The following is a 21,027-nucleotide window of genomic DNA, read 5'->3' on the forward strand; positions in this document are numbered from 1 at the left end:
AACAAGAGGTTAAGAAATTACTCTAATCAAACGAGATGGTGGCGGTTATTTTCCACCACCACATTTGACAGAGAACCGTAAAAGTTGTCTTAGAAAATAAAATATCCGCTTATTGGGCTTTAGTCGATCCATGATTCTACTGCTATCTAGTGGTAACCATGTCTCTTCAATCTTCACAAAATTATTTAGAAGATCCATTAAAAAGCAATTTTTCTTTTATCTTTCAGTAATCATGATTTTTAAAATACTCCAATTCAATAATTAGATCGTTATGTAATGCTAATCCAACTGCAAGCTTTAAAGAACAAGAGGAAAAACAAGCGAAAAACAGAACGAACATTCGTTTTAATATACTAAAAGTGACCGATCCGTGACCAATTTAAAAAATGACAGCCGATAAACCTACGCCCCCGGCAGGATTCGAACCTGCGACACACGGTTTAGGAAACCGATGCTCTATCCCCTGAGCTACGGGGGCATTGAAATATATAGCTATAGACTTCAGGCTACAAGGCTAAAGCTTACATATCCCGCCTGTTTTTAATCAAGCACTATCTATTATACAAAATTCCTTCCTGCTTGAAAAGTACTATGCAACGTCACACAGTTTACATAGTTTACACACTTTGATTATGATAAAATAGTTTACACCTGTTCTGTTTTTAGATTGGAGGAAGAAGTGATGACAGGAGTACCATTTATTGCTATTGAGGGTCCGATTGGCATCGGTAAAACATCCCTTGCCGAAAAATTGTCCGCTCATTTTCAATTTCAGCTTTTAAAAGAAATTGTGGAGGAAAATCCATTTCTAGGAAAATTTTATGAAAACATTGAAGAGTGGAGTTTCCAAACAGAAATGTTCTTCTTATGTAATCGAATTAAGCAATTAGAAGACATAGATAAACAATACTTACGTAATGACCAGCCCGTCATTGCTGATTATCATATATCAAAAAACATGATATTTGCTAAACGTACATTATCCAAAGATAAGTTTCAAAAATACGAGCAAATCTACTGGATTTTAACAGAGGATATGCCTGTACCCAATATGATGATTTATTTAAATGCCAGTTTGGATACTATTTTAGAGAGGATCCAAAAACGCAGTCGACAAATTGAGCAAAAGATTCAAGCATCCTACCTTGCACAGCTTGCACAGGATTATGAAGATTATATGAATCGATTTGAAAACCTGCACCCAACTATTCCGGTTATACGAATTGATGGTGATCAATTAGACTTTGTTTGTTATCAAGACCATTTGGAGCAAATTATTGAGCTAGTATCCATGAACTTAAAACAGCTAACAAGTGATTAGAACAGTAGAGAAGGGGAACAAGCAACGATGAATCCAAGAGAAAAATTTCAAATCCCACATGATAGCATTATTACCATTGCTGGTACTGTCGGGGTGGGAAAATCAACTATGACAAATGCATTAGCAAAAGCTCTTGCCTTTAAGACTTCTTATGAAAAAGTAGACACAAACCCATATTTAGAGAAGTTTTATGCCGACTTTGAACGGTGGAGTTTTCACTTACAAATATATTTCCTAGCAGAACGTTTTAAGGAACAAAAGAAAATTTTTGAATATGGTGGCGGCTTTATTCAGGATCGCTCTATTTACGAAGATACCGGTATATTTGCAAAAATGCATTACGATAAAGGCACCATGTCAAAAACTGATTATGAAACCTATACAAATTTATTTGAAGCAATGGTTCTGACACCATATTTTCCACACCCTGACCTGCTCATTTATTTAGAGGGCTCCTTTGATGCTATTATTGCTCGTATTCACGAACGCGGCCGCGAAATGGAAAAAAACACCCCCATTTCCTATTGGCAAGAACTATATAAACGCTACCAAAATTGGATAAATAATTTTAATGCTTGTCCTATTCTTCGCATTAATATTTCGGATTATGACTTGATGAAAGAAGAAACATCGATTGAACCCATTTTAGAGCGTATCGGACATTTTATCCAACAATCTCGCCGTTGGAAATCACGTGATCGTGTATAAAGTTGGTTGGATCATATGGGGAAATCCATCATCTTAGAAAAGAATTAGCGTTCAGTTGATTAACCTACACGAATTTACTTCATCAATCTTTGAGCTTACAGCTTTAATGATGAAACTAAACAAAAAGCTAACTAATATAAACCAAGCTGTGAAAGAAATATGCTTCCTTGCTATTTCCTTCCACAGCTTAGTTTTAATTGACCGCCAAAAGCAAGTTCTAACCTGCTTCTTGTTCATTAACACTTCCTGAAATTGTGAACTTCGGTGATTTTACTAAAACCTCCAATAGAGCTACCTACACGTACTTTATTCCCCTAATTCTATAGACCGATCTCTTGCTGCATAGATACAATTCTTTATCATTTGTTGAAAATGATTGTGTTCTAATGTTTGAATGCCTGCTTCTGTCGTTCCGGCTGGGCTTGTTATTTTTTTCCGCAATTCTGTTGCAGATTCATTCGTTTGGTTCAACATTTTTCCAGCTCCAAGCAGCGTTTGATGAATCAGCAGTTTTGCTTTAGATGAACTCATGCCGGCTTCTAAAGCTACCTGCTCCATTGCCTCGATGAGATAATAAATATATGCTGGACCACTTCCAGAAATCCCTGTTACCATATGCATTTCCGATTCGTTCACTTGAACGGTCGTTCCAATTGTATTGAATAATTGCTCCGCTACTTGTAAATGCTCCGTTGTTGCGTAAGCGCCTATACATAAAGCCGTTGCTGAATAGCCAATAGAAGCAGATGTATTGGGCATTGCACGAATAACTGGAATCTTTAATCCAATCCATCGTTCAATCCTCTTTGTAGACATTCCTGCTGTAACAGAGAGAATGAAGTGATTATCCCTTATATATGGTTGAACGGATGCAATGGCCTGCTCCATATCACATGGCTTTGTAGCTAATAGAATAATATCTGCTTGTTCCATTAGTTGTTGTTTATTCTGCGTACTAATTATTTGATACTTTTCTTCTAAGTAGGATATTCGTTCACGATTGTTCCGATTCGTAACGATGATTTGTTGCTTATCAATAATTTGCGATTGAATCAAGCCGGAAATAATTGCTTCTGCCATGGAACCTGCACCAATAAATGCAATTTTTTTATCCATTGTATATCGACCTCCTTTTTTATATCACGAAAAATTGGCTATTTATTATCATTTCTATCCTCTACATGTTTATTTTCTAACCATACCGTTAACGATTTTAAAACATTCTCCTTCTGAACATAAAAAACTCCTTTCATCCTAAGAATAAGGACGAAAAAGAGTTTTCCGCGGTACCACCTAATTTGACATAGTTTTTACTATGCCCAGCTTATATTGTCAACACAGATTTGATCTGCGGTCAGGTTTATTCTAACAGCTCACAGGTAGGTTCGTATCTGTCGTCTACGTTTTGGGATCTTTCAGCCGGTGAATCCCGCTCTCTGTCGTTCGTACATGATACTACTGGCCTCATCATAGCTTTTACATTTTTATTTGGTTAGTAATGTACTATATGTGTAAATGTAAAAATTGTCAAGTAATAAAGGTAAAATAATACTAATCTAGCCAACATATATTAAAAAAATCGCTACAGTGTAACGATTTTTTATATCTCCAAAATTTTATGCGCTAATTTCAAATGGAGGAGGTAGAGGGATTCGAACCCCCGCGGGCTGTTACACCCCTGTCGGTTTTCAAGACCGATCCCTTCAACCAGACTTGGGTATACCTCCGTGGCGACAAGATATAATATACCATGTTTTTTATTGGCTTGTCAATTCCTAATAGACATTTTGAAAATTTTTTAGTAATAATAATATCTACATTTCTAAGAAAAAATAGCACAGCTGCAATCAGAAGGTTGTAAGATTGTAAGATAACAGCTGTGCTATACGCGTTTGTTACACTTCTTTTACTATCGTACTAGAGTAGCGATCATGCGGAAATACGGCACCGTCTTTCTCTTCAAAAGATTTGCGATTAATGATGTATTGCAAGTTACTTAAAGTATCACGATAAGCCATCCGTTTAAAAATTTGTATCGGTGTTAATTCAAAGCCTGTTTCACTCTGCAATTCCAACCCCATTTGGTTGTAACCAACTGTTTGCCCGCGTTGTCGCAATTGTATGTACTCGAGTGACCACATGACAACTGTTGGCGTAACGATAGCATGCACAACCTCATTCTTTACTTTTTTACGTAAAACATATTCTACACCAGCTGTGACAGCAGCAGAAATTGCCCCATCAATAAAAAAAGCTTTCATCCGTTTTTTCGTTAACGATTTCACTTCAAGCTTCCCCTTCACTCGTTTAGTCCTTATACGTACAGTCTACAAATAAGTTCCCTTTAAAACCAATAGAACTTATTTATCATTTAAGAACAAAGGCGCAGAGCGCCCGTTTAGCAACGTAGCAACTGGAACGAAGCAACTAAAGTTTTAGGAATCATGGTGAGGCACGAACAATGATGTATCGGAGGGCGATTCGTGAAGTTGCCTAGTTGCTGGGCTCATCCACCGGACGTGGCTATTCCGTTATATCGTTATCCCAAAGCCAAATTTTTTATACTTTCTTATCTTTTTTAAAAAGAAGCCCGTTAACCGATGTTCCCACTAGGAGTCATTGAAAATTTCTAATAAATTCTAATAGTGGGGATGGAATAGCTTTAAATTGGATTTATTGCTAAACCAATTGTCAGTCAAGATACATTTGTTAAACCAAGCATATCTTACCTTGTTTTTTTACTGATAAACTCCTTATGCACTCGCTCATAAGCTGCATCATCTGTTAACAGCTTTAATGCTGTGAACGCTGCTGCTTTTGCCCCCACAATTAGTGCTTTATCAGCTTGCTTTGATTTTGCAGCTTCTCGAAAAAGAGTCGTATGGCCAATCAAATCACTCGGGCCAATTTTAATATGTGGATGAATGGTTGGGACTACTTGGCTAATATTCCCTGCATCTGTGGAGCCTAAAGCTTTTGACTGTCTTTTATGAACCGTCTCTCCTAATTGCTCTATTTCTGTTTTAAAAATGGCATCCATACTTTCATTCAGAATAAAATTGTCCACCTCATTTTGAAATGCGGATATCTTAACTTTTGCACCCGTCGTCATAGCTGCACCCTCCGCAATTGCTTTTACTCGCTCCGTTACCTCATTTAATGTTTCTCTTGTGGTCGCCCGAATGAAGAACCTAGCCTTTGCGTAATTCGGTACGACGTTAGGAGCATCGCCTCCATCCGTAATAATACCATGTATGCGCACATCATTTGCAACATGCTGACGTAATGCGTTAATGCCATTAAAGAGTTGGATTACGCCATCTAACGCATTAATTCCTTTCTCTGGGTGAGCAGAGGCATGGGCAGTTTTGCCAAAAAACTCGAAATCCAGCGGATCGACAGCAAGGGTAGGGCCGGTTAGCTTCGTTTCTGCACCAGGATGAATCATAATCGCTGCATCAATCGTTTCAGCTAATCCAGCTTTGACAAAGCTTCCCTTCGCACTTCCATTTGGTCCACCTTCTTCAGCAGGTGTTCCAAAGACGATTACTTCACCTCCCACTTCATTTATCACTTGACTTAAACCTATAGCAGCGCCAACACTCATTGTACCAATCAGATTATGACCACAAGCATGCCCAATCTCTGGTAATGCGTCATATTCAGCTAAAAAGGCAATCGTTCTTCCTTTTATTGGACTTTTCTTTTTAGCAATAAAGGCGGTTGGGTGACCCGCCACATCCAATTCCACTTCAAATCCGTTTTCCACTAGTATATCTGTCAATGTTTTGGCAGCGTATGTTTCCTGATTTCCAATCTCAGGGTGTGCATGAATATCATGACTAATCATAATATACCTTGACTTATTTTCCTCCATATTAGCTGCAATTTCTTGTTTCCAAATAGTTGTAGGTTCCGTAGTAATTCCCATTAGTTCACCTCATTTTAAATTAATATCCAATCTCACTTAACGGTACAAACGTTGGAATGGAATTCCCATCACGTTCCTTTTCAATAAATTTTGCCACATCGTTCGTCTGATAAATGTCAGCAAGCTTTTTTAGTACTTTGTCGTTTTTATCTTTTTCCTGAACGGCAATAATGTTTATATACGGAGTTGCCGTTTCATCCTCATGGAAAATCGAATCAGCCAATGGGCTTAAGCCTGCGTCGACTGCAATGCCATTATTTATAATCGAAGCATCCACATCTGGGAGCACTCTTGGTGTCTGCCCAGCTACAAGTAATTCAAATTGAAGATTTTTTGGATTTTCAACGATTTTATCTAACGAACCATTGCCATCAAAATCGTCAGCCAGTTTTATCAAACCAGCATCCTGTAGCAATAATAAGCCTCTGCCCATATTCGTAGCTTCTTTAGCTAAGGCAATTGTTCCGCCTTTAGGAATGTCCTCTGGTTTATCATGCTTTTCTGAATATAACCCCATTGGGGCAATTACCGTTGTCGCTATAGGCGTTAAATCTAAATCATGCTCTTTAATAAAGGCATCGAAATAAGAAACTGTTTGGAATGCATTTGCATCAATTTCTCCTTCTGCTAAAGCCAAATTAGGTTGAACATAATCGGAAAAGCGGACAATTTCGACGTTAATTCCTTCTTTTTTCGCTTTTTCTGCTACATAATCCCAGATTGACGTATCAGAACCGCTAATTCCCACCTTCACCATTGAACTAGCTTCACTACTGGAACATGCACTGATAATGACCGATGTAATTAATAGGAAAAATATGTACGTTACTTTTTTCATTTTAAACAACTCCTTTTGTTTATCTTCTTCTCACTCGTTTGGAAAGATAATTTCCGATTGATTGTAATCCTTGCACCATTATGATAAGAATGCCTACAGTAAGGAACATAACAACCGTGTCAAATCGCTGGTAGCCATATGTAATCGCTAAATCGCCGAGACCTCCACCACCGACTGCTCCAGCCATTGCCGATGCGCCTACTAAACCAATGGTGGCTATCGTAATTCCTAGTAGCAAAGAACTTAATGCTTCTGGAAGAAGAAAACGTATCATAATCTGCCATGGTGTAGCTCCCATTGCCTGTGCTGCTTCCATAACTCCCGGATCAACTTCAAGCAATGAATTTTCAATTAATCGCGCAATATAAGGACCAGCAAATAGAATCATTGGTACAATTGCTGCTGCTGTCCCAATGGATGTTCCGACAACAAGTCTTGTAAATGGGATGACAGCAACCATCAAAATAATAAATGGAATGGAACGAAAGATATTAATCCCTGCATTCAAGATGGTGAAAACAACTTTGTTTTCCCATAAATGTCCTTTTCTCGTTACTACTAATAAGACACCTAATACAAGCCCGATAAGAAATGAAAATAGCAATGACACACCGACCATGACAATTGTTTCCCAAAGCGCCTGCACTATTTGTTGCTGGTCAACTAACATTTGCCAACACTTCCTTTACCGTAATCTTTTGTTGGTGAATATACATCATAGCCCGCTTTATTTCTTTCTCATCCCCTGAAAATTGAACAATTAAATTACCTAAAGGAACACCTTGTAATTCTGTTATATTGCCAAATAAAATATTGACGTTCACTGCATACGTTTTAGCGATTTGCGATAATAAAGGTTTCCCAGCGCTATTTCCGACAAATACAATCCGATAGATATGTCTGCATGCTGTCTGATTGTTAAGCAATGAATAGACTGAATCAGGTATCGTATCATGCATTACCGAACGGACAAACTTAGCAGTTACTGCTGTTTTCGGTTTAGAAAACACATCAAACACACTTCCTGCTTCCACGATTTTTCCTTTGTCTAAGACAGCAACTTTATCACAAATCTCTCGAATCGCATTCATTTCATGGGTAATCATCAAAATCGTTACTCCATATTCTTGATTCACTTGCTTCAACAACTGTAAAATAGCTTTTGTTGTTTCTGGATCAAGTGCTGATGTCGCCTCATCGCATAAAAGTACTTTTGGCTTCGTTGCTAAGGCACGCGCAATACCAACCCGTTGTTTTTGTCCTCCCGACAGTTGCTCTGGATAACTATTTGCTTTATCTTCTAAACCAACAAAGGTGAGTAAATCCATGACACGTTTCTTTACTTCCTCTTTCGCCCCTTTTGCTACCAATAGGGGCATCGCAACATTTGTATACACCGTTTTAGAATTTAAAAGATTAAAATGCTGAAAAATCATCCCAATATCTCGCTTAGCATCGCGCAATTCTTTAGCAGAAAGACTTAATAAGTCGTTTCCATCAACCATCACTTTACCAGAAGTAGGTCGCTCTAATAGATTCACACAACGAATAAGGGAGCTTTTTCCTGCACCACTAAATCCGATAACGCCGTAGATTTCTCCTTCTTCCACCTGTAAATCTACGTCATCTAGCGCCTTGACTGGCAGATCTTTTCCTTCATACACTTTTGTTACATGATCAAATGTAATCATCAAGCAATTCCCCCATACTAATTTTTAGAATTGTTTTTTTAAAATTTGTTCCATGTGAAACAATGCTTTAGAACCTTACTCCACCTAGATTAGGTCGAATCTACTCATACATTTCATTTTATCGCCATAAAAAATACCCCTTTCGAAAGAAGAAGTTTTATTATATGAGTATCCTCTTCTTATCTTTCAAACAACATGTGTGCTGGATTTGGCACAGTACTATATATTAGTCCGCTGCCGAGGCTCCTAAGGGCCAGTCCCGTCACCTTTCTGGAGAACAAAGGCGCAGAGCGCCCGTTTAGCAACGTAGTGACTGGAGCAACTCAACTAAAGTTTTAGGAATCATGCTCCTGCAACAGGAGTATGCCGACGCCTGAGCGGCAAGCACGTTTTTAGTCGGCCTCCCTCTTAACCACGAACCAATGATGACTTATTGTAGGGCAATGGAGTGAAGTCGCCTAGTTGCTGGGCTTATGCGCCGGACGTGGCTTATTCGGTTATTTTGTTATCTACAAGCACCTCATTTTATGCTTTCTTATACTATAAACCAAGAAAATCTTATGCTTTCCTATAGTGTAAAAAAAGAAATCCCTCCTTATGTGAATAAGAAGGGATTTCCAATCTATGGATCCTCTTCTTATTTTTCAAGCTTACCCGCTTGTTGGATTTGGCACAGTACTATCAATAGTCCGCTGCCGAGGCTTCTAAGGGCCAATTCCCTCCACCTCTCTGAATAAGAAGTAATATTATATTTACTTTTCAGGATATTGTGTTATATCATACTACGGTTTCCTTTACCTGTCAAATAGTTTTTAAATAGGCATGTGTCAGATTTTTCACGACACTGTTATAACCCCAAAAATTTCCACTTTAGATTCTTTCCAGTAGTTACAATTCTTCATATCTAGCTGTACGAATTTACAATCAAAACAGCTTTACTTATACACAATTTTCTTTGCTTCACTTATTCAATCGCTTTTAAACCTACCGCCCCCGCAATGATAAAACTTAGAAATAACATACGTTTCCACCCTGCCGACTCTTTAAAAAAGAGAATGCCCATTAGAACAGCACCAGCTGCCCCCAATCCTGTCCAAATGGCATATGCCGTTCCTAGAGGTATTTCCTTCATTGCTAATGCTAAAAAATAAAATCCGAGTCCAAAAGTGATAACAACAGCAAATAGTCGCCCAAAGCTCTTTTTTTGATTATAAAAGTTTATACTCATGACGCCAAAAATCTCTCCAAGACTTGCAATAATAAGATACACCCACGCCAAATTAATCTCCTCCATCTGAAGGGGTTTTAAACTTTTCTTGTTTCTCGTCAGTCGTTATTTTAATTCCTACTACTCCAGTAATAATTAAGCCGATAAAAATTAGTTTTGTAATCGAAAAATCTGCTCCAAAAACGATAAAGTCAATCAATACAATAGCAGCAGCTCCGGAACCTGTAAACACAGCATAGACAGTACCAGAAGGTAATTTTTCACATGCTTTGATTACAAAGTAGAAGCTGAAAATAATCATTATGATCGTACCAACCCATTCCCAAAATGTTTGCGAATATCTTAAACCGATCACCCAAAACACTTCAACAATAGCAGCGAAGAGAACATATAACCATGCCATTCGATTCTTTTCACCCTCCTTCACGTATATATATTTTACCATAGGAAGAAAAACATCCCTATAAGGACGGTTTACTTAATCCAATGTTTAAAAAAGAAGGTATTATTATCGCAGAATGACTACTATGGACACAAAACTAAGGGCTGTCCCAAAACGCATTCCACACAGATAAAAGTCACCATTTTACTAGAAATAAAGCTATAACTTTCACCGAAATTAAGGCTTGGCGATACGTTAAGTTTTCAACAGGATACTGAGAAAAGACGCAGTAATGTACTATTTTAGTATACTTTTTGAACAATTTCTTTAAAAACTCTAATTAAAGAGGGTTTTGCGCTTTTTTGTAGAAGAATACTATATATAAAAGCAAAAAGGAGGGGTTATCATGGCTAACAGAAACAGTACGAATGTACTGGTAAAGTATAAGGAAAAAATGGGAAGAAACCAGGCAGCAGCGATGCTCCAAACCATTGCGACAAAATTAAAAGAAGAAGGTTCTTTTACGCTTCATCAAGGTGAACACTCACAAATCATACAGCCAGCAGAAACCGTCACAGTGGAAATCGAACTCGAAGAAAGAAATGGAAAATACGAATTTGAATTTGAACTGGAATGGCATGAAGGAGCAGAAAAAGCCCCATTGAAAATAGAATAATGCAAGTGGTCGTTATACAATCAAAATAACTTTATCCGCGGATGAAACGCTAAATAACCTCAACTTTTTGCATCCGCGGTTATTTCCTGTTATCTTACAAGTTATTTGTTTCCTTTATTGAAATAAGCACATTAACTGCTCTTATAACGGTATTCGCTAATAAAATAAAATGAGACGCAACCTTTCTCTTTTCTTCATCATTTGCCTCTACAAACGGTTTGGTTGACTTCGTTATTGAATGACTTCTTTTCCTCCCATATAAGGACGTAATGCGGTAGGAATTACAACAGTGCCATTCTCTTGCTGATAATTTTCTAAAATTGCTGCAACAGTTCGCCCAATTGCCAACCCAGAACCGTTTAATGTATGCACAAATTCTGGTTTTGCTTTTGGTTCTCTACGGAAACGGATATTAGCTCGTCTTGCCTGAAAGTCTTCAAAATTAGAGCAAGAAGAAATTTCCCGATACGTATACTGACTTGGAATCCACACTTCTATATCGTACTTCTTAGCTGCTGTAAATCCTAAATCTCCTGTACACATACTCATCACACGATAAGGAAGCTCTAATAGTTGTAATATCTTCTCTGCATGATTCGTTAACGTTTCTAATGTTTCATACGAATCTTCAGGTTTTACAAAATGAACAAGCTCCACTTTATTAAATTGATGTTGGCGAATCAACCCTCTTGTATCTCTGCCCGCAGACCCTGCTTCAGAACGAAAACAACTGCTGAATGCGGCATATTTTTTCGGTAAGTCATCCAGTGTTAAAATATCATCACGATAATAGTTCGTCACTGGAACTTCCGCAGTCGGGGCTAAATAATAATCCCATTCTTCTAATTTAAAAGCATCCTCAGCAAATTTTGGCAACTGACCAGTTCCAGTCATACTAGCGCGGTTCACAATTTGTGGTGGTAACATTTCTTCATAACCATGTTCATCCACATGGAAATCTAACATCATATTCCATAAAGCACGCTCTAATCTTGCGCCAAGTCCTTTATAAAAAACAAACCTACTTCCAGTCACTTTGCCAGCTCGTTCAAAGTCAACGATTCCTAAGTCTGTGGCTACATCCCAGTGAGGCTTTGGTTCATAGGAAAATCTCGTTTTTTCGCCCCAACTCCGTACCGCGACATTATCTTCTTCATCTTCACCAATTGGTACACTTTCATGAGGAATATTAGGGATGGATAGCATGATTTGCTCCAGCTGTGCATTAACTTGTTTTAATTCACTATCTAAAACAGCAATTTTGTCGCCTACCTCACGCATTTCATTAATGGCAGGCTCAGCATCTTGCTTTTCTCGCTTTAATACGGAGATTTGTTTGGATACTTCATTTCGCTTCGCTTTTAATTGTTCTGTTTCAGAGATGAGTTGACGACGTTTTTCATCCAATTCACCAAAGTGATCTAGTTCTGATAAATCCTCACCACGATGTTGTAACTTCTGTTTTACTTCTTGAAAATGATGACGTAAATATTTCATATCCAGCATATTTACTGCCTCCTTATATGAATTAAAAATGAATTTTTCGTTGTATTACTTTTATCAACATGATACATAGCTTACCAACACAAAAAACTCCCGTCCCTTTAGATTAGGGACGAGAGTTTTACCCGCGTTGCCACCCTGATTGAAGAACACATATTTATGCTCTTCCAGCTTATCGTGATAACGGCACGAACCGGGTTTATTTACTCTATCAAAGTGTTCGATAAACCAGTTCAAGGATGGATTCATAGCTGTTTTACATCGATTTCCACCAACCACCGACTCTCTACTGAAAAACAAACTACTACTATTTCCTGTCAATACTGTTGGATGTCTTCTTATTATCTTCTATCATAGCCGATTTTTTATACATATGCAACTGGCATAAATAAATTATTGTTTGGCTTGAGCTACCATATCCATAAAATAGGAAATTAACCGCTGGTCATCCGTTAGTTCTGGATGAAAGGCTGTAGCTATAAATGGTCCTTGACGAACAGCGACAATATGTTCTTCATACGTAGCAAGAATTTCCACATCGTCTCCTACCTCCACTACATATGGCGCACGAATAAACACTGCACGAAAGTCGTTCGCGATAGCAGGCACGTTGATTTCTGCCTCAAAACTTGCCACTTGACGACCAAATGCATTCCGGGCAACTGTCATATCAATGAGACCTAGATGCGCTTTTGCTTGTCCCTGAATCGATTTAGCCATGATAATCATTCCAGCACATGTGCCAAAAATTGGTTTACCTTGACGTGCAAAATCTTGAATGGCCGTGAAAAGTCCATAGCTATCCATTAACCGTCCAATAGTCGTGCTTTCACCACCTGGCAAAATTAAACCATCTATTTCCGCTAACTGTTCTTTTCTTTTTATCTCTATTGCCTGAGCATCACATGCTTGAATACATCGAATATGCTCACGAACTGCTCCTTGCAATGCCAGTACACCAATCGTTGTCATAAGAAAATGCCTTCTTCCTTACTCGCTGCGATCTTGCATCCGATCATGAGCCTCAATCGTTCCCATATCAAGACCCTTCATCGCCTCTCCAAGATCTTTGGATAATTCTGCGATTAATTTATAATCCTGATAATGTGTTGTTGCTTCAACAATGGCTTTTGCAAATTTAGCTGGATTTGCTGATTTAAATATACCAGAGCCTACGAATACACCATCAGCTCCTAATTCCATCATAAGTGCTGCATCACTTGGAGTAGCAATACCTCCTGCTGCAAAGTTAACAACAGGTAGTCGACCTTCTTCACGAATCTCGAGTAATAATTCAAATGGCGCACCGATTTCCTTTGCATATGTCATGACCTCATCACGAGACATTGCTGTTAACATACGAATTTCTGACTGCACCTGACGCATATGGCGTACAGCTTCTACAATGTTCCCTGTACCAGGTTCTCCCTTCGTTCGCAGCATAGAAGCGCCCTCTCCAATACGACGGGCAGCTTCGCCAAGATTTCGGCATCCACAAACAAACGGAACTGTAAAATCTGATTTATTAATATGATAAATATCATCAGCAGGGGTTAAGACTTCACTTTCATCAATATAGTCCACACCCATTGCTTCTAGCACGCGAGCTTCCGTAATGTGCCCAATCCGTGCCTTTGCCATTACTGGAATGGATACTGCTCCAAGTACTTCCTCTGTAATAGTCGGATCTGCCATTCGAGCGACCCCACCGGCTGCCCGAATATCGGAGGGCACACGTTCCAGTGCCATAACGGCTACTGCTCCTGCTTCCTCAGCAATTTTCGCCTGCTCTGCGTTGACAACATCCATAATGACGCCGCCTTTTTGCATTTCTGCCATGCCGCGTTTTACACGGTCTGTTCCTATATTTGACAAAGCTATCTCCCCCTAATCTTATTCTCATCACATGTTCTTAGAATAAACCTTTAATCCAGTCTACCACTGTATGGAATAGATCAGCAAAGAAATCACCTATTGCACTCATTGTTAACATAAACCAATTGGATTTCTCGACAGCGCTATCGGTTACGATATCTACTGTGCTATTACTATCTTTGGTGATGTATCCATAGTCATTTTCACCTTTATAAGTAATTTGCGCTGTGCCGATTTTTTCACCTTTTTTAACAGGGGCGGTTAATTCACCATCTTTATTCAATTTGTCTTTATCAATCGTATATTCTATTTCATATAAATCTTTCTCATCTGGTTTAATCGGTAAAGTTACAGATTCTGCGATCGATATACGCACATCATCTTTTTTTCCTTTTGCTACTGGAAGAGTGGCTTTATCTTCCAGTTGATATCCAGCAGGGAAAATTTCCGTGCCTTCAAATTTTTGAAAACCATAATCTAATAATCTAGCAGTTTGTTCAAAGCGCTTTGGTTCACTTTCTGTTTTCATCACAACAGATATTAAGCGACGATCTCCCTTTTTGGCAGTTCCAGTAAAAGTATACCCTGCTAAATCTGTATAACCTGTCTTTAAACCATCTACGCCTTCATAATAGAACTGTTTTAAATTAGACGTCTCATGCGGCAGCATCCAATTTATATTTCGAAGCTCCTGACCATCAAAATTCACAGTCGGCTTGCTTGAAATTTCCAACGCCTTTGGATAATCTTGAATAAGATGGTAGGCTAGTAAAGCAGCAGATTTTGCAGAAAGGTAATTTACTCCATTTGGGTCTGTCCCTTTTGGATGATTGTCTCCTAACGATTCATTTTCAATCCCAGTTGAATTGACAAATTCAAAATCCTTGAGTCCCATCTCTTCGCCTTTTTTATTCATTAATTTGACGAATTCTCCTTCTGAACCTGCAATAAGCTCAGCAAGAGCAATGGAAGCCGCATTATCCGAGTAAATCGCCATAGCATGATAGAGATCTTTTACCTTATACTCCTTCGCTTGCTTCAATCCAATTCCGGAGAAAGTTGAATCTGCTGAAATGCTGTATGGGTAGTCGCTAATTTGTGTTGTTGTATCCCAGCTGATTTGACCTTTTTCAACAGCTTCCCATACTAAATACTCTGTCATCATTTTGGTCATACTAGCTGGAGGAAACAATTTATCTGCATTTTTAGCAAATAGAATTTTCCCTGTATTTGCATCTACCAAGATAGCAGATTCTGCTTCAAGATCTACTTCTGCAGCTTGAATTGATAATGGCTGTACTGCTATGAAAAACACCATTACAACAGCTGCTAGAAAAATGAAGAAACTTTTTTGAATAACATGTTTCACTTTCTTGTACCCCCAACTGTAGTTTAACCTTTTTCTCTATAAGTGGATGTCCAAAAAGTTTGCTGCCGATATGGTTGACAGTATTAATTATGTACAGCGATTCTACTATCAACAGTAACCTTGCTAGATCCCTTACCCATCATATCGGTCTTTCTTTTTTGAACATACACATAAAAAATAGCGTACACATTTATTCGTGCACTTAGATATTTTACCATATTAAAAGATAAAAAAATAGATGGGGATGTATCCCACATCTATTTTTTTGTTTCTATCTTCATAACAGACTGTTCAAAAAAATGTATGAATAATGACGCATCGACGTTTCTATTTACCCATTTTTGCGTTCTTTGGAAATAGATTATCCCTTTTCCTGCGTAAAAATGGGTTTTCAAGGATACCTATACTTATAATGATCATGTATCTGTATGACATATAAGATCTTCTACTAAAATCGCCCACGTCTTGTGAGCAATCATAGAAATCAATACATCATTGGACAAGCGCGATACTCAAAGTTTCACCGCTAACCCAATATCACAAAGACAGACGGGTAGTATAGACACCTGAACAGGAGAACAAAGGCGCGGGGTTACCCTTTTAGCAACGTAGCGAATGGAACGAATCAACTAAAGTTTTAGGAAACATGCCACTAAAACAGGGGATGCCGACGCCCGAGCGGCAAGCCCGTTTTTAGTCGTTCTTCATCTTAGAGACGAACCGATGAGACCTTCTCGTAGGGCTGTTTTCGTGAAGTCGCTTCGTGGCTGGCTCATGCGTTGCCCGTGGCTATTCGGTTATTTCGTTATCTACAAGCACCTCATTTTATACTTTCTTATCTGTCAAGAAAAACTCCGTCAGCACTACATTGCACACTAAAAAGTGTTTTTCTTTTTATGGACGCTCGAGTCTTTAGCTGAACTTGATCCTTTTTACCTCGTTTTTGTTTACGTACTTATACAATATAGTTTGGTGCTTCTTTGGTAATTTGCACATCATGTGGATGACTTTCCCTTAAACCGGCATTTGTAATTCGTACAAATTGTGCATCCTGACGTAATTTTTCAATCGTCGGCGTACCGCAATACCCCATACCAGAACGAAGACCACCGACTAATTGATGGATGGTGTCTGCTAGCGGTCCTTTATAAGCTACTCGACCTTCAATCCCCTCAGGGACAAGCTTTTTAACTTCTGAATCCTCTTGGAAATAACGATCCTTAGAGCCTGCCTTCATTGCCCCTACAGATCCCATTCCTCGATAGACCTTATATTGTCTGCCTTGAAAAATTTCTGTTTCTCCAGGGCTTTCGGTAACCCCTGCAAACATACTTCCAAGCATAACAGCATGTGCTCCTGCTGCTAAAGCTTTTACAATGTCACCTGAGTATTTAATGCCCCCATCTGCAATAACAGGTACACCATATGCTGCTGCAGCTTTTGCACAATCATAAACGGCAGTAATTTGTGGAACACCGACACCGGCTACAACTCTTGTCGTACAAATCGACCCAGGACCAATTCCTACTTTAATAATGGAGGCTCCAGCTTCAATTAAGGCTTCTGTTGCTTCCGCTGTTGCCACATTTCCAGCAATAATATCCAAATCTGGATACATCCTTCTCACTGCTTTTACTTGTTCAATTACCCCACTAGAGTGTCCATGGGCGGTGTCAATCACAATTACATCTACACCTGCTTCAACAAGCTTTTCAATCCGTTTCATAGCGTCTCCAGTAACACCTACTGCAGCTCCAGCTAATAACCTACCTTGTGCATCCTTTGCAGCATTAGGAAATTCAATTACCTTTTCAATATCTTTAATAGTAATAAGTCCTTTTAATATTCCGTTTCCATCTACTAGTGGAAGCTTTTCAATCTTATATTGTTGCAGAATTTTTTCCGCTTCCTCTAAAGTGGTACCAACTGGAGCAGTCACAAGCTGTTCACTTGTCATAACATCGGAAATAGCTATCGAATAATCTTGGATAAAACGGAGATCACGATTCGTTAAAATACCTACCAGCTTCTGTTCTTCAACATTATTTACAATTGGTACTCCAGAGATGCGAAATTTCCCCATCAGATGTTCTGCATCATATACTTGGTGCTCCGGGGTCAAAAAGAATGGATTTGTAATAACGCCGCTTTCAGAACGTTTCACGCGATCCACCTGTTCCGCCTGTTCTTCAATGGACATATTTTTATGAATGATCCCGATACCGCCTTGACGAGCCATCGCGATGGCTAAGCTTGCCTCTGTCACTGTATCCATTCCTGCGCTCATTAGTGGTGTATGCAATTTGATTTTATCCGTTAGTTTTGTGCTTACATCCACATCCTTTGGTAATACTTCGGACTTGGCCGGCACCAATAACACATCATCAAATGTTATACCTTCTTTAGCAAACTTATCTTCACGCATCCGTTATCCTCCTTTTTTAGATTTAAAATTGTAACCTGTTTCCTGTGCATAACCATATGTGATGAAAAATCACATGTATGGTATATCCGTACTTAGACAAACTAATAGTAAAGCTATTTTTATATACGATACGCCAATAGAGCGGCTTTTTCAACCCAATTTTAATGGAAATAAAAAGTAAATGGATTCAAAATTTTTGCACAGTTATGAGGTTGTTTCATATGAGTATAGAGAATGTTTTTTTAAGATATTTACAATCACAGCAGACCGTCCAATCCTATTTGCATCATTGCTATGTGCAACACAATGTGGCAGATGCGGAAATGAAGAGTTATGAAAATTGTAACGCCTTTCTCTATTACTTGGATCACGGGAAACGTTTTTATACGCAAGGGGGGAAATCTGAACCATTCATGCAACCAATTCTGTATTTTTATGGAATGGTTCATCTAATTAAGGCTTGCTTGTTGACAAGGCGACCTGAATACCCAGAATCTACCAACCTGCTAGCTCACGGCGTGACAGCAAGGAAAAAGAAGAAAAAAAATTACCGTTTTCTGTATGATGAAGTAAAAATACAGCATAATGGACTATTCCCATATTTTTCAGAGCACTTATATCAGCAACGTATTCCTTTTGAAAAACGCAGCATGCAAGGGTTGCTGGCTCTTATTCCAGAAATGCAAGCTCTTTTTCAATTGGATCACCACCCACATTTAGTTGCGGTAGGAAGACTTTCATCGCCGCTGTTTGAATTCCCAATTAGTCTGTTGGATAACTACCATCTAACGGAAACTGCTTTTATTCAGCGCATTCGGACTTATTTGCCGCCGATTAAATATATAGACTCAGATCAGCAAATGATTCGTATGGAGGTAGAACATCCTATTACGAAACCGCACGGCCCTTTTTTTATGCATCAGCAATCAAAACAATTATTTTTTCCAATCCATCGGGAAGACTATTTACCGATTCATGAAGTGATGGTTCACTATTTGATACTTTACAATTTAAGTATGCTTGGTCGTTATGAAACAGAATGGTGGGGCGATCTCTTTGTCAATAAACCTGATACCGATTTTCCATATATTATGCAATTCCTACAAGTAACGGCTTATAAAATACCTTATTTATTGACCGCTGAATTATATAAGCAAAAGCGTGATTTTAGTTAGTTCATGCATGTAACTGCAGTCAGAAGATAATGATGCTTCATTTCAAAAGCGAATGGCGTAGTCATTTTTTTTGTTCCGGAAATAGATATAGACTCCTACGGGAGGAAAGGCATCGGTGAGACGACGGCCGTCCGTTAGCGTGATGAGGCTCAAAAGCCGCTCGGCGGAACGACGACAAAAGATTTAATTCGAAATGTCATCGCGATCGCCATGGATGGAGGATAAAAGCGTTCCTGAAATAGCTAAGGCAATCCGTGAATTGTTATGAATCCTTTTCACAGCGCCGAGCAGAAGTCATCGCACATACTGAAACCGTGTCAGCTTCCAATTATATATTTCCGGAGCGAGTTAAAGTATCATTCATCGATTTTACTTTAATAAATATGCTTTTGTCTCCGTTTTCTTTCTACTACGTGGGAACCTTAGTGGAAAGCGTGAGCTCCAGTTGTAAGTGAACTATCCAACTTTGTTTAAAGACCTTTAAGGTCATACCGTTATCAGGCTAACCAATTGGTAGGGGATGAAGAACGCTCCTTATTCAATTACAATAATTCTTCAATAAATAGCTGTGGATGATTTTCTAAAGCAATAATTTGCTTATTTTCATCTAAGCGAACCATGGGACGCGTCGGTTTATGGCGATCGGTAAATACGATTTCTGCTAATTTTTGATTGGATAGCCTTACCTTTGTCCCAATGGAAAAATGAGTCATGATTTGGATAAATGATTGAATGGTTTCTGGATCAAGTTTGCTGAATTGTTCTTTTTGCAGTACTTCTATCACTTGAAATGGGGACTGCTTTTGCTGGTACCATCGTTCGCTTGTCATTGCATGATACGTGTCGCAAACAGCAATAATACGTGCATAACGGTTAATTTTTCCTTCTGTTAATCCTGATGGATAACCACTACCATCCAGGCGTTCATGGTGCTGTAAAATAGCCTGTTTTATTTCTGATTTCAAAATAGGTAGTTTTTTTGTTAATCGATAGGAGTACGTTGGATGCTTTTTTACTTCTTCGATTTCTACTTCACTTAGCGTTGACTTTTTTTGAACTATTTCTGGAGAAATACGAGCCATTCCACAATCACTTAACAAAGCTCCTAAGCCTATTTGCAGCCATTCTCCTTTTGGGTAGCCTGATTTATATGCTACATACGCTGCTAAAATAGCCATCGCTATATGGTGATGATATAAATAATCTTCTTTTTTAGCATATTGATGTAACTTAAATACAAACTTATTAACTTCTTCCATTTTATCTAATATTGGTAAAAATAAAGCCCGTACCTCTGTAATATTAACCCCGGCACCGTTCTGCCATGTAGCAAACATTTTTTTATATTGGTGCACAATATAATGATAATGCCTTTCAAAAGAAGTGGCAGGTTGTATGGATTGTTCTGTTTTCTCATTATCATTACGCCATGTTTCACCACTAGCCTTTTTCGGAGAAACATCTACTGTTTCAATTAAAAATTTATGCAGGACCGTAATATGTTCCTCCGTAATCACTGTATTTTTAAGAATTAATGGACGTTGTGATTTTCCTTTTACATCCCGAAGCAAGACGCAGCCTGGCGACAATTCATTGGATTTCACCCGCATGTGGAACTCCCCCTCCCAAATGAGTAAAGTTCATGTATCTTTATAATACATGTAACGCATATATAACTGGCAGCAAGACCTGCCTTTCTATTCTGTAATGTTGTACCCCTGATGGAAAATCGTGTGATCTAACGGTATGTCCAGAAACCTTTAAGGGTCCTCTCGATAATAACAATTCCTAGGATGAAAAAAGCCAAACTAATTGTTATATGTAATCGCTTTTACAATAATTTAAATGAAGGGTACATGCATGAACGGAGGGCATCCGAAGCCCTCCATTTGCAATTTTATTTAC

The 21,027-nt window shown here is 38.6% G+C and carries 18 protein-coding genes, 2 tRNA genes, 2 riboswitches and 1 other annotated feature; of the genes, 4 read left to right on the top strand and 16 right to left on the bottom strand.

Translation table 11 applies throughout. The features are described from left to right. Positions 1–405: 405 nt before the first annotated feature. Positions 406–478: transfer RNA gene (locus D1839_RS09780), tRNA-Arg, on the bottom strand. Positions 479–682: 204 nt separating this feature from the next. Between D1839_RS09780 and D1839_RS09785 the strand changes: the two genes are divergently transcribed. Together D1839_RS09785 and D1839_RS09790 are read left to right on the top strand one after the other, a co-directional pair. Beyond that, on the top strand, positions 683–1,321 hold the full coding sequence (locus D1839_RS09785) for a deoxynucleoside kinase (RefSeq protein ID WP_120379722.1): 639 nt from the start codon (positions 683–685) through the stop codon (positions 1,319–1,321). A gap of 27 nt (positions 1,322–1,348) precedes the next feature. Further along, positions 1,349–2,029, top strand: coding sequence for a deoxynucleoside kinase (locus D1839_RS09790; RefSeq protein WP_120379723.1), 681 nt, complete (start codon positions 1,349–1,351; stop codon positions 2,027–2,029). Between the two features lie 306 nt (positions 2,030–2,335). On the opposite strand, the gene proC is transcribed toward D1839_RS09790, so the two are convergent. The 9 genes from proC to D1839_RS09835 all read right to left on the bottom strand — a co-directional run bounded on the left by proC (position 2,336) and on the right by D1839_RS09835 (position 10,120). Beyond that, entirely contained in the window at positions 2,336–3,145 is an 810-nt protein-coding gene (gene proC, locus D1839_RS09795; protein WP_120379724.1) for a pyrroline-5-carboxylate reductase, read from the bottom strand. Positions 3,146–3,663: 518 nt separating this feature from the next. After that, positions 3,664–3,756 (bottom strand) — tRNA-Ser (locus D1839_RS09800). A gap of 168 nt (positions 3,757–3,924) precedes the next feature. Further along, positions 3,925–4,314 carry an RDD family protein gene (locus tag D1839_RS09805; RefSeq protein WP_120379725.1) on the bottom strand — a complete coding sequence of 130 codons (390 nt, stop codon included), beginning with the start codon at positions 4,312–4,314 and terminating at the stop codon, positions 3,925–3,927. Between the two features lie 440 nt (positions 4,315–4,754). Continuing rightward, positions 4,755–5,960 carry a M20 family metallopeptidase gene (locus D1839_RS09810; protein WP_120379726.1) on the bottom strand — a complete coding sequence of 402 codons (1,206 nt, stop codon included), beginning with the start codon at positions 5,958–5,960 and terminating at the stop codon, positions 4,755–4,757. 19 nt (positions 5,961–5,979) lie between these two features. Continuing rightward, positions 5,980–6,798, bottom strand: coding sequence for a MetQ/NlpA family ABC transporter substrate-binding protein (locus D1839_RS09815; RefSeq protein WP_120379727.1), 819 nt, complete (start codon positions 6,796–6,798; stop codon positions 5,980–5,982). A gap of 19 nt (positions 6,799–6,817) precedes the next feature. Beyond that, positions 6,818–7,468 carry a methionine ABC transporter permease gene (locus tag D1839_RS09820; protein ID WP_050350567.1) on the bottom strand — a complete coding sequence of 217 codons (651 nt, stop codon included), beginning with the start codon at positions 7,466–7,468 and terminating at the stop codon, positions 6,818–6,820. Next, a complete protein-coding gene (locus tag D1839_RS09825; protein WP_120379728.1) occupies positions 7,458–8,489 on the bottom strand; it encodes a methionine ABC transporter ATP-binding protein in 1,032 nt (343 codons plus the stop codon). Before D1839_RS09825 ends, D1839_RS09820 begins: the two co-directional genes overlap by 11 nt. A gap of 176 nt (positions 8,490–8,665) precedes the next feature. Continuing rightward, positions 8,666–8,770, bottom strand: a riboswitch (SAM riboswitch). A gap of 353 nt (positions 8,771–9,123) precedes the next feature. After that, positions 9,124–9,229, bottom strand: a riboswitch (SAM riboswitch). A gap of 224 nt (positions 9,230–9,453) precedes the next feature. Then, positions 9,454–9,759, bottom strand: coding sequence for a DMT family transporter (locus tag D1839_RS09830; RefSeq protein ID WP_286164775.1), 306 nt, complete (start codon positions 9,757–9,759; stop codon positions 9,454–9,456). Positions 9,760–9,769: 10 nt separating this feature from the next. Then, a complete protein-coding gene (locus tag D1839_RS09835; RefSeq protein WP_120379730.1) occupies positions 9,770–10,120 on the bottom strand; it encodes a DMT family transporter in 351 nt (116 codons plus the stop codon). A gap of 385 nt (positions 10,121–10,505) precedes the next feature. Here D1839_RS09835 and D1839_RS09840 point away from each other — a divergent pair, with 385 nt between their 5' ends. After that, positions 10,506–10,775, top strand: coding sequence for an amphi-Trp domain-containing protein (locus D1839_RS09840; RefSeq protein WP_120379731.1), 270 nt, complete (start codon positions 10,506–10,508; stop codon positions 10,773–10,775). A gap of 231 nt (positions 10,776–11,006) precedes the next feature. On the opposite strand, the gene serS is transcribed toward D1839_RS09840, so the two are convergent. The 5 genes from serS to guaB form a co-directional block, all read right to left on the bottom strand. Next, on the bottom strand, positions 11,007–12,281 hold the full coding sequence (serS, locus tag D1839_RS09845; protein WP_120379732.1) for a serine--tRNA ligase: 1,275 nt from the start codon (positions 12,279–12,281) through the stop codon (positions 11,007–11,009). A 102-nt stretch (positions 12,282–12,383) separates the two neighbouring features. Then, positions 12,384–12,608 (bottom strand) — a binding site (T-box leader). A 63-nt stretch (positions 12,609–12,671) separates the two neighbouring features. After that, positions 12,672–13,250: a pyridoxal 5'-phosphate synthase glutaminase subunit PdxT gene (pdxT, locus tag D1839_RS09850; protein ID WP_120379733.1), complete on the bottom strand. Its 579-nt coding sequence runs from the start codon at positions 13,248–13,250 to the stop codon at positions 12,672–12,674. Positions 13,251–13,268: 18 nt separating this feature from the next. Further along, complete coding sequence (gene pdxS, locus D1839_RS09855) at positions 13,269–14,153, bottom strand: pyridoxal 5'-phosphate synthase lyase subunit PdxS (RefSeq protein ID WP_072741520.1); 885 nt, start codon at positions 14,151–14,153, stop codon at positions 13,269–13,271. A 37-nt stretch (positions 14,154–14,190) separates the two neighbouring features. After that, entirely contained in the window at positions 14,191–15,522 is a 1,332-nt protein-coding gene (locus tag D1839_RS09860) for a serine hydrolase (protein WP_199690058.1), read from the bottom strand. A 955-nt stretch (positions 15,523–16,477) separates the two neighbouring features. Then, complete coding sequence (gene guaB / locus D1839_RS09865; protein ID WP_120379734.1) at positions 16,478–17,947, bottom strand: IMP dehydrogenase; 1,470 nt, start codon at positions 17,945–17,947, stop codon at positions 16,478–16,480. A 221-nt stretch (positions 17,948–18,168) separates the two neighbouring features. Between guaB and D1839_RS09870 the strand changes: the two genes are divergently transcribed. Further along, positions 18,169–19,122 carry a YaaC family protein gene (locus tag D1839_RS09870; RefSeq protein ID WP_120379735.1) on the top strand — a complete coding sequence of 318 codons (954 nt, stop codon included), beginning with the start codon at positions 18,169–18,171 and terminating at the stop codon, positions 19,120–19,122. A gap of 542 nt (positions 19,123–19,664) precedes the next feature. Here the strand turns inward: D1839_RS09870 and D1839_RS09875 are convergent. Next, positions 19,665–20,732 carry an HD-GYP domain-containing protein gene (locus tag D1839_RS09875; RefSeq protein ID WP_120379736.1) on the bottom strand — a complete coding sequence of 356 codons (1,068 nt, stop codon included), beginning with the start codon at positions 20,730–20,732 and terminating at the stop codon, positions 19,665–19,667. Between the last annotated feature and the right edge of the window lie 295 nt (positions 20,733–21,027).

This window comes from Roseburia sp. 1XD42-34 (assembly GCF_009917385.1).
Lineage (GTDB): Bacteria > Bacillota > Bacilli > Bacillales > Amphibacillaceae > Virgibacillus.

What these genes read in the sequence shown, in the direction of transcription:
- D1839_RS09785 (WP_120379722.1), top strand. Translation starts at nt 683, where the DNA reads ATGACAGGAGTACCATTTATTGCTATTGAGGGTCCGATTGGCATCGGT.
- D1839_RS09790 (WP_120379723.1), top strand. Translation starts at nt 1,349, where the DNA reads ATGAATCCAAGAGAAAAATTTCAAATCCCACATGATAGCATTATTACC.
- proC (WP_120379724.1), bottom strand. Translation starts at nt 3,145, where the DNA reads ATGGATAAAAAAATTGCATTTATTGGTGCAGGTTCCATGGCAGAAGCA.
- D1839_RS09810 (WP_120379726.1), bottom strand. Translation starts at nt 5,960, where the DNA reads ATGGGAATTACTACGGAACCTACAACTATTTGGAAACAAGAAATTGCA.
- D1839_RS09815 (WP_120379727.1), bottom strand. Translation starts at nt 6,798, where the DNA reads ATGAAAAAAGTAACGTACATATTTTTCCTATTAATTACATCGGTCATT.
- D1839_RS09820 (WP_050350567.1), bottom strand. Translation starts at nt 7,468, where the DNA reads ATGTTAGTTGACCAGCAACAAATAGTGCAGGCGCTTTGGGAAACAATT.
- D1839_RS09825 (WP_120379728.1), bottom strand. Translation starts at nt 8,489, where the DNA reads ATGATTACATTTGATCATGTAACAAAAGTGTATGAAGGAAAAGATCTG.
- D1839_RS09835 (WP_120379730.1), bottom strand. Translation starts at nt 10,120, where the DNA reads ATGGCATGGTTATATGTTCTCTTCGCTGCTATTGTTGAAGTGTTTTGG.
- D1839_RS09840 (WP_120379731.1), top strand. Translation starts at nt 10,506, where the DNA reads ATGGCTAACAGAAACAGTACGAATGTACTGGTAAAGTATAAGGAAAAA.
- serS (WP_120379732.1), bottom strand. Translation starts at nt 12,281, where the DNA reads ATGCTGGATATGAAATATTTACGTCATCATTTTCAAGAAGTAAAACAG.
- pdxT (WP_120379733.1), bottom strand. Translation starts at nt 13,250, where the DNA reads ATGACAACGATTGGTGTACTGGCATTGCAAGGAGCAGTTCGTGAGCAT.
- guaB (WP_120379734.1), bottom strand. Translation starts at nt 17,947, where the DNA reads ATGCGTGAAGATAAGTTTGCTAAAGAAGGTATAACATTTGATGATGTG.
- D1839_RS09870 (WP_120379735.1), top strand. Translation starts at nt 18,169, where the DNA reads ATGAGTATAGAGAATGTTTTTTTAAGATATTTACAATCACAGCAGACC.
- D1839_RS09875 (WP_120379736.1), bottom strand. Translation starts at nt 20,732, where the DNA reads ATGCGGGTGAAATCCAATGAATTGTCGCCAGGCTGCGTCTTGCTTCGG.